This is a genomic window from Sporichthya sp., assembly GCF_013815995.1.
Classification (GTDB): domain Bacteria; phylum Actinomycetota; class Actinomycetes; order Sporichthyales; family Sporichthyaceae; genus Sporichthya.
This window is the reverse complement of record NZ_JACDFE010000201.1, coordinates 1-8,217: the sequence shown is the minus strand read 5'-3', so window position 1 is coordinate 8,217 and position 8,217 is coordinate 1. Positions and strand designations below refer to the sequence as shown.

Here is an 8,217-nt window from a genome sequence, read left to right as displayed (position 1 = left end):
ATGTGGTCGGGGTCTACCTCAATCCGCCGGCTCGGGCGGTGGTGTTCAGTTTCGATGAAAAGACCCAGTGCCAGGCGTTGGACCGCACCCAGCCTTCGCTGCCGATGAAGGCGGGCCGGGCGGGCACGATGACCCATGACTACAAGCGCAACGGCACCGTCGACCTGTTCGCCGCGATGAACATCGCCACCGGGCAGGTCCTGACTCACTGTCAGAAAGGACACGCGGGCGCCGATGTGTTGCGGTTCTTCAAGCAGATCGACGCCGCCGTCCCGCGCGGGCTGGGGGTGCATGTGATCCTGGACAATCTTTCCGCGCACTCCACCCCGGAGATCACCAAGTGGCTCGCGCACAAGGACCGCCGGCGCTGGCACCTGCACTTCACCCCCACCTCGAGTTCGTGGCTGAACCTGGTCGAGCGCTGGTTCAAGGAGTTGACCGAGAAGCGTCTGCTCCGCGGGCGGTTCACCAGCGTCGCCGAACTGAGCGCCGCTATCACCGACTGGGCCGGACACTGGAACAGCGACCCGAAGCCCTTCATCTGGAAGGCGACCGCGGAGGAGATCATCGCCAAGGTCCGTCGCGGGCGTGAGGTCCTCAACCAGATCAATTCGCAGACGGACCACTAGGCCGTCAGAGTGTCCGTATCCGAGTGGTGTCGGCAGGTTTACGTACGGGGCCGCGCTCCGCTCCCGTCGTCGGTGCGAGCGCATACCCTCGGGCCGTGGCTGATCCTGCGACCTACCGTCCGCGACCGGGGTCCATCCCGGATTCGCCCGGGGTCTACCGGTTCTCGGACGCGCATGGCCGGGTCATCTACGTCGGGAAGGCCAAGAGCCTGCGGTCCCGGCTGGGGTCGTACTTCCAGGACATCTCCGCGCTGCACGTGCGGACCCAGACCATGGTCACCACGGCCGCCAAGGTCGACTGGACGGTGGTCGGCACCGAGGTCGAGGCGCTGCAGCTGGAGTACTCCTGGATCAAGGAGTTCGACCCCCGGTTCAACGTCCGCTACCGCGACGACAAGTCCTACCCGAGCCTCGCCGTCACGCTGAACGAGGAGTTCCCGCGGCTGCAGGTGATGCGCGGGCCGAAGAAGCGCGGGGTCCGCTACTTCGGGCCGTACGCCCACGCCTGGGCGATCCGGGAGACCCTCGACCTGCTGATGCGGGTCTTCCCGGCCCGGACCTGCTCGGCCGGGGTGTTCAAGCGGGCCGGCCAGGTCGGGCGGCCATGCCTGCTCGGCTACATCGGCAAGTGCTCCGCGCCCTGCGTGAGCCGGGTCAGCGCCGAGGAGCACCGGCGCATCGTCGAGGACTTCTGCGACTTCATGGCCGGCCAGACCACGACGTACCTCAAGCGGCTCGAGAAGGAGATGCAGGGCGCCGCCGACGTCCAGGAGTACGAGCGGGCGGCCCGGCTGCGCGACGACATCGGGGCGCTGCGCCGGGCGATGGAGAAGAACGCCGTCGTGCTCGGCGACGGCACCGACGCCGACGTGATCGCGCTGGCCGAGGACCAGCTCGAGGCGGCGGTGCAGGTCTTCCACGTCCGCGGCGGGCGGGTGCGTGGGCAGCGCGGCTTCATCGTGGACAAGGTCGAGGACGTCAGCACCGGGGATCTCGTCGAGCACTTCCTGCAGCAGCTCTACGGGGAGGGGGACACCGAGACGGGGGACCCGGTGCCGCGCGAGGTGCTGGTGCCGGAACTGCCCGGCGACGCGGCCGCGGTGACCGAGTGGCTGTGCACCAAGCGGGGCTCCCGGGTCGACCTGCGGGTGCCCCAACGCGGGGACAAGAAGTCGCTGATGGAGACGGTCGCTCGCAACGCCGACCAGAGCCTGGCGTTGCACAAGACCAAGCGGGCCAGCGATCTGACGACCCGTTCGCTGGCGCTGCAGGAGATCCAGGACGCCCTCGCCCTGGACGAGGCCCCGTTGCGCATCGAGTGCTTCGACGTGTCCAACCTGCAGGGCACCGAGGTGGTCGCCTCGATGGTGGTGTTCGAGGACGGGATGGCGCGCAAGAGCGAGTACCGCAGCTTCAACATCAAGGGCGTCGACGGGCAGAACGACGTCGCCGCGATCGACGAGGTAATCTCCCGCCGGTTCCGCCGCTACCTGGAGGACCGCGCCGCGGAGGCCGAGGCCTTGGCTGCTGATGTGCCGGGGGCGCCCGTCGGCATCGACCCCGACACCGGCCGTCCCCGCCGTTTCGCCTACCCGCCGAACCTCGTCGTCGTCGACGGCGGCGCCCCGCAGGTGGCGGCCGCGGCGGCCGCGATGGAGAAGCTCGGCGTCGTCGACGTCGCGCTCTGCGGCCTGGCCAAGCGTCTGGAGGAAGTCTGGGTCCCGGGGGAGCCCGACCCGGTGATCCTGCCCCGCACCAGCGAAGGGCTCTACCTGCTGCAGCGGGTCCGCGACGAGGCCCACCGGTTCGCGATCACCCACCACCGGAAGCGGCGGTCGAAGTCGATGATCGACAGCGCCCTCGACGCCGTCCCGGGATTGGGCGAGGTGCGGCGCAAGGCTCTGATGCGCCAGTTCGGGTCGGTCCGGAAATTGAAGGCGGCCACCGCGGAGGAGGTCGCGGCGGTGCCGGGTTTCGGTCCGCGCACCGCCCGCGCCGTGGTGGACGCGCTCGCCGCCGGCGGCGGGGCCCCTGCCGTCAACATGGCGACAGGCGAGATCATCGAGCAGGACGAGTAAGGCGGTTGGCCGTCAGGTCAACAGGCTGAGCAGGTACTCCCCGTAGCCGCTCTTGCGCAAGGGCTCGGCCCGGGCGCGCAGGTTCTCGTCGGAGAGCCAGCCCTGGCGCCAGCTGACCTCTTCCGGGCAGCCGATCTTGCGACCTTCCCGGCTCTCGATGGTGCGGACGTAGTTGGCGGCGTCGCTGAGGTCGTCGAACGTGCCGGTGTCCAGCCAGGCGGTGCCCCGGGGCAGCACCGACACGTGCAGGCGACCTTCCTCCAGGTACTGCCGGTTGAGGTCGGTTATCTCCAACTCGCCACGTGCAGACGGCTTCAACTCGCGGGCGCGCCCCACCACCGTGTTGTCGTAGAAGTACAGACCGGGCACGGCGTACGGGCTTCGCGGCTTGGTCGGCTTTTCCTCCAGCGAGATGGCCCGGCCCGCGTCGTCGAACTCCACCACGCCGTAGGCCTGCGGGTTGGCCACCCGATACCCGAACACGGCCGCGCCGTCCACCGTGGCGTACTCCGCCAGACGGGTGCCCAAGCCGGGACCGTAAAAGATGTTGTCGCCCAGGGCGAGGGCGGCGTGGTCGTCCCCGACGTGGTCGGCCCCGAGGATGAAAGCCTGCGCCAGCCCATCCGGGCTCGCCTGGATGGTGTAGCTGATGTTGATGCCGAACTGGCTGCCGTCGCCCAACAGCCGGACGAACTGCGGGGCGTCGTCCGGGGTGGTGATCACCAGGATGTCTTGAATGTGGGCGAGCATAAGCGTGGACAGCGGGTAGTAGATCATCGGCTTGTCGTAAACGGGCATGAGTTGCTTGCTCGCCGCGAAAGTCAGCGGGTGCAGGCGGGAACCCGTTCCCCCGGCCAGGATGATGCCACGCATGCGCCCATCGTAGGCTGACTCTCATGGTGCGAACGCTCGTGACCGGTGGCGCCGGCTTCATCGGTTCCAACTACGTCCGCTACCTGGTCCGCGAGAGCGACGCCGTGGTGACCGTGCTCGACAAGCTCACCTACGCCGGCAACCCGGAGTCACTTTCGGGTCTTCCGGCCGACCGGTGTTCCCTCGTTGTCGGGGACGTGGCCGACCAGACGCTCGCGGAGAAGCTTGTCGCCGAACACGACGTGGTCGTTCACTTCGCAGCCGAATCTCACAACGACAATTCCCTGCTGGACCCTTCGCCCTTCGTGCAGACCAACCTGGTGGGCACCTTCAGCCTGCTGGAGGCGGTCCGCAAGCACGACAAGCGCTACCACCACATCTCGACCGACGAGGTGTACGGCGACCTGGAACTCGGCGATCCGCAGCGGTTCACGGAGTCGACGCCGTACAACCCCTCCAGCCCGTACTCCTCGACGAAAGCCGGCTCGGACCTGCTGGTCCGCGCGTGGGTGCGCTCGTTCGGTGTCCGGGCCACGATCAGCAACTGCTCGAACAACTACGGGCCCTACCAGCACACCGAGAAGTTCATCCCCCGTCAGATCACCAACCTGATCGACGGCGTGCGGCCCCGGCTCTACGGGGCCGGGCTCAACGTCCGGGACTGGATCCACGTCGATGACCACAGCGCCGCGGTGCAGCTCATTATCGATCGCGGCGCGCAGGGCGAGACCTATCTGATCGGTGCCGACGGCGAGCACAACAACAAGGACGTCGTCGAGCTGATCCTGCAACAGTTCGGCCGCCCGGCCGACGACTACGACCACGTGGCCGACCGGCCCGGGCATGACCTGCGCTACGCGATCGACGCCACCAAGCTGCGCTCCGAGCTGGGCTGGGCGCCGCGCTTCGGCGATTTCGCAGCCGGGCTTGGCGCGACAATCCAGTGGTACTGCGACAACGAAGCGTGGTGGCGCCCGCAGAAGGCGGCCACCGAGGCCAAGTACCGGGCCCAGAACCAGTGACCGACCTGCGGCTAGACCCGACGTCGATCCCGGGGCTGTTGATCCTCACCCTGCCAGTGCACCGCGACAATCGAGGCTGGTTCAAGGAGAACTGGCAGCGGACCAAGATGGTCGCGCTCGGGCTCCCCGACTTCACCCCGGTCCAGAACAACGTCTCCTTCAACAACGAGGCCGGCGTCGCCCGGGGCATGCACGCCGAACCGTGGGACAAGCTCGTCTCGGTGACCGCCGGCCGGGCGTTCGGCGCCTGGGTCGACCTGCGCTCGGGCCCGACCTTCGGGACGGTGTGCACCGTCGAGCTGGAGCCGGGTACTGCGGTGTTCGTCCCGCTCGGAGTTGCGAACGGGTACCAGACGCTCGAGCCGGGGACCGCGTACAGCTACCTGGTCAACAAGCATTGGAGTGCTTCGGCGCGCGAGAGCTATCGCTTCGTCAATCTCGCCGACCCGGCCCTGGGGATCCCGTGGCCGATCGAGGTCGACACCGCTCTGCTGTCCGAGGCCGACCGCACCCACCCCCTGCTCGCCGACGTGACACTGCAGCCGACCGGCCGCACGTTGATCCTCGGGGCCGGTGGGCAGCTCGGTCGCGCCCTGGTGCGCCGCTGCCCGGGCGCCGATGTCCTCGACCTGCCGGACTTCGACCTCGGCGACCCCTCAGGCTGGACCACCGTCGACTGGGACCGGTACGAGGTGGTCATCAACGCCGCGGCCTACACCGCGGTCGACGCCGCCGAGACATCCGAGGGGCGCGCCGCCGCGTGGGCGATCAACGCGCTCGCCGTCGCCCGCCTGTGTCGGGTGGCCCGGCAGCATCAGTTCACGCTCGTCCACGTCTCGACCGACTACGTCTTCGACGGCACCCGGGAACTCCACCCCGAGGACGAGCCGTTCGCACCCCTCGGCGTCTACGGCCAGTCCAAGGCGGCGGGCGACCTGAGTGTGACGGCCGTTGCCCGCCACTACCTGGTGCGCACCAGTTGGGTCGTCGGCGACGGGCAGAACTTCGTCGCGACCATGGCGCGCCTGGCGGACACCGGTGTCGAGCCGTCGGTGATCGAGGATCAGATCGGCCGGCTGACGTTTGCCGACGACCTCGCCGCCGGGATCGTCCACCTGGTCACGAGCGGAGCTGCCTTCGGGACCTACAACCTCAGCAGCGACGGTCCGGCCCAGTCCTGGGCCGACATCGCGGAGGCGGTCTTCGCCGCCCGGGGCCGCGGGCGGGGCGCGGTGACCCGGGTCAGCACCGAGGAGTACGGCGCCGGCAAGGCCATGGCCCCCCGGCCGCCCCACAGTGTCCTCGATCTGTCCAAGATCAAGTCGGTGGGTTTCGTCCCGCCCGACGGCCCGGCCGCCCTCGACGCGTATCTCGACAGGCTGCCGACGTTCGTGGGCGCGCGTCCACCACAATCGAGCCATGAGCCACGACTCGGTAGCTGAGAGCATCTCGCTGGTGATCATCACCGGCATGTCCGGGGCGGGGCGCAGCACCGCGGCCAACGCCATGGAGGACGCCGGCTGGTTCGTCGTCGACAACCTGCCCCCGGAGCTGCTGCCGCCGCTGGTCGAGCTGGGCCGGCGCAGCCAGGGCTCGGTGCCCCGGATCGCCGCGGTCGTCGACGTGCGCGGGCGGGCCTTCTTCGACTCGCTGCGCGGCGCGCTGAGCGAGCTCGACGGCCGCGGCATCGTGCCCCGGATCATGTTCCTGGAGGCCTCCGACGAGGTTCTGGTCCGCCGGTTCGAGAACGTCCGGCGCCCGCACCCGCTGCAGGGTGACGCCCGGATCGTGGACGGCATCGCCGAGGAGCGTGAGCTGTTGCTCGACCTGCGCGGCCGGGCCGACCTGGTCATCGACACCTCGGACAAGAACGTGCACGAGCTCCGCGCCGAGGTGGACCGGTCCTTCGGCAGCACCGCGGACGAGGCGCTCACGATGAGCGTGGTCTCCTTCGGCTACAAGTACGGGCTCCCGGTCGATGCCGACCTGGTCGTGGACTGCCGCTTCCTGCCCAACCCGCACTGGGTCCCCGAGCTGCGTCCGCGCACCGGTACCGACCCGGAGGTCAGCGCCTACGTGCTCAGCCGGCCGGGGGCGCAAGAGTTCCTGGACGGTTACACGCAGTTGCTCAAGGTCGTCACCGACGGCTACCGGACCGAGCGCAAGCGCTACGTCACCCTCGCGGTGGGCTGTACCGGCGGAAAGCACCGCAGCGTGGCGATCGCCGAGGAACTCGGCTCCCGCCTGCGCGACGCCGGGCTGCAGGTCCGGGTCGTGCACCGCGACAAGGGGCGCGAATGAGAAGTACCCGGGTGGTTGCGCTCGGGGGCGGGCACGGCCTGGCCGCGTCACTGGCGGCGTTGCGCAACGTCACCGACGAACTCACCGCGATCGTCACCGTCGCCGACGACGGTGGGTCCAGCGGCCGGTTGCGCCGCGAGCTCGGTGTGCTCCCGCCCGGGGACCTGCGGATGGCGCTGGCCGCGCTCTGCGGCGACGACGAGTGGGGCGCCACCTGGAGCAAGGTCGTCCAGCACCGCTTCGCGGCCGAGGGGGACCTGCACGGGCACGCGGTCGGGAACCTGCTGATCGTCGCGCTGTGGGAGTTGCTCGGGGACACCGTCACCGGCCTGGACTGGGTGGGCCGCCTGCTCGGCGCCCGCGGCCGGGTCCTGCCGATGTCGGCGGTGCCGATGGACATCGAGGCGGTCGTCACCGGCCTGGACCCGCAGGACCCGGAGGCCAGGTCACGGGTGCGCGGTCAGGTCGCGATCGCGACCACCCCCGGCAAGGTCCGCGACATCGCGCTCGTCCCGGCCGATCCGCCGGCCTGCCCGGAGGCGGTCGAAGCGGTCCATCACGCGGACTGGGTGGTGTTCGGCCCGGGTTCCTGGTTCACCAGCGTGCTGCCGCACCTGATGGTTCCCGAACTCGCGCACGCGATCTGCACCACCGGTGCCCGGCGCCTGATCGTGCTCAACCTGGAACCCCAGCAGGGCGAGACCACCGGGTTCTCTCCGGAGACCTACCTCGAGGTGCTGCGCTCGCACAGCCCTGACCTGCGGCTCGACGTGGTGCTCGCTGACCCGGACGCCGTGTCCGACGTCGAGGCTCTGCGCAAGGTCGTGGAAGGTGCCGGTGCAGAACTGGTGCTGGCCACCGTGGCCGTCGGGGACGGGACTCCGCGTCATGACCCGGTGAAGCTCGCAGCGGCGTACACGGACATCCTCATGCGTGGCAGGATCGCCACATGGCGATGACAGCAGCGGTCAAGGACGAACTCTCCCGGCTGACCGTGACGAAACCCTGCTGCCGTAAGGCCGAGGTCTCCTCGATGCTCCGCTTCGCCGGAGGCCTGCACCTGGTCAGCGGCCGGATCGTGGTCGAGGCCGAGCTGGACACCGGCGCCGCCGCGCGCCGCCTGCGCAAGGACATCGCCGAGGTCTTCGGCCACCCGTCCGAGGTCTCCGTGATGGCGCCCGGCGGGCTGCGCCGTGGCAGCCGCTGGGTAGTTCGCGTGGTCGCCGCCGGGGAGTCGCTCGCGCGGCAGACCGGCCTGGTTGACGGCCGTGGCCGTCCGGTCCGTGGGCTGCCGCCGCAGGTCGTCTCCGCGGC

The 8,217-nt window shown here is 69.7% G+C and carries 8 protein-coding genes; 7 read left to right on the top strand and 1 reads right to left on the bottom strand.

The genetic code is table 11. The features are described 5' to 3' along the window. Both H0X00_RS18705 and uvrC read left to right on the top strand, forming a co-directional pair. Positions 1-629: IS630 family transposase (locus tag H0X00_RS18705; RefSeq protein WP_293773862.1), on the top strand; the 629-nt coding region annotated here is incomplete at its 5' end. 95 nt (positions 630-724) lie between these two features. Further along, the gene (uvrC, locus tag H0X00_RS18700; RefSeq protein ID WP_293773861.1) at positions 725-2,707 is read left to right on the top strand and encodes an excinuclease ABC subunit UvrC; all 1,983 of its coding nucleotides are present in this window, start codon (positions 725-727) and stop codon (positions 2,705-2,707) included. A gap of 12 nt (positions 2,708-2,719) precedes the next feature. Here the strand turns inward: uvrC and rfbA are convergent, their stop codons facing one another. Beyond that, positions 2,720-3,580 (bottom strand): glucose-1-phosphate thymidylyltransferase RfbA, encoded by an 861-nt coding sequence (gene rfbA, locus H0X00_RS18695; protein ID WP_293773859.1) that lies wholly within the window; start codon positions 3,578-3,580, stop codon positions 2,720-2,722. 23 nt (positions 3,581-3,603) lie between these two features. Between rfbA and rfbB the strand changes: the two genes are divergently transcribed. The 5 genes from rfbB to whiA form a co-directional block, all read left to right on the top strand. Continuing rightward, on the top strand, positions 3,604-4,602 hold the full coding sequence (gene rfbB, locus H0X00_RS18690; RefSeq protein ID WP_293773858.1) for a dTDP-glucose 4,6-dehydratase: 999 nt from the start codon (positions 3,604-3,606) through the stop codon (positions 4,600-4,602). Then, complete coding sequence (locus tag H0X00_RS18685) at positions 4,599-6,044, top strand: bifunctional dTDP-4-dehydrorhamnose 3,5-epimerase family protein/NAD(P)-dependent oxidoreductase (protein WP_293773857.1); 1,446 nt, start codon at positions 4,599-4,601, stop codon at positions 6,042-6,044. The genes rfbB and H0X00_RS18685 overlap by 4 nt, the downstream gene beginning before the upstream one ends. After that, on the top strand, positions 6,022-6,903 hold the full coding sequence (gene rapZ / locus H0X00_RS18680; RefSeq protein ID WP_293773855.1) for an RNase adapter RapZ: 882 nt from the start codon (positions 6,022-6,024) through the stop codon (positions 6,901-6,903). The genes H0X00_RS18685 and rapZ overlap by 23 nt, the downstream gene beginning before the upstream one ends. Continuing rightward, positions 6,900-7,862, top strand: coding sequence for a uridine diphosphate-N-acetylglucosamine-binding protein YvcK (yvcK, locus tag H0X00_RS18675; protein WP_293773853.1), 963 nt, complete (start codon positions 6,900-6,902; stop codon positions 7,860-7,862). The genes rapZ and yvcK overlap by 4 nt, the downstream gene beginning before the upstream one ends. After that, on the top strand, positions 7,853-8,217 hold a 365-nt coding region (gene whiA / locus H0X00_RS18670), incomplete at its 3' end, for a DNA-binding protein WhiA (protein ID WP_293773852.1). The genes yvcK and whiA, both read left to right, overlap by 10 nt.

Coding starts and splice junctions, on each gene's coding strand:
- rfbA (WP_293773859.1), bottom strand. CDS start 3,580: ATGCGTGGCATCATCCTGGCCGGGGGAACGGGTTCCCGCCTGCACCCG.
- rfbB (WP_293773858.1), top strand. CDS start 3,604: ATGGTGCGAACGCTCGTGACCGGTGGCGCCGGCTTCATCGGTTCCAAC.
- rapZ (WP_293773855.1), top strand. CDS start 6,022: ATGAGCCACGACTCGGTAGCTGAGAGCATCTCGCTGGTGATCATCACC.
- yvcK (WP_293773853.1), top strand. CDS start 6,900: ATGAGAAGTACCCGGGTGGTTGCGCTCGGGGGCGGGCACGGCCTGGCC.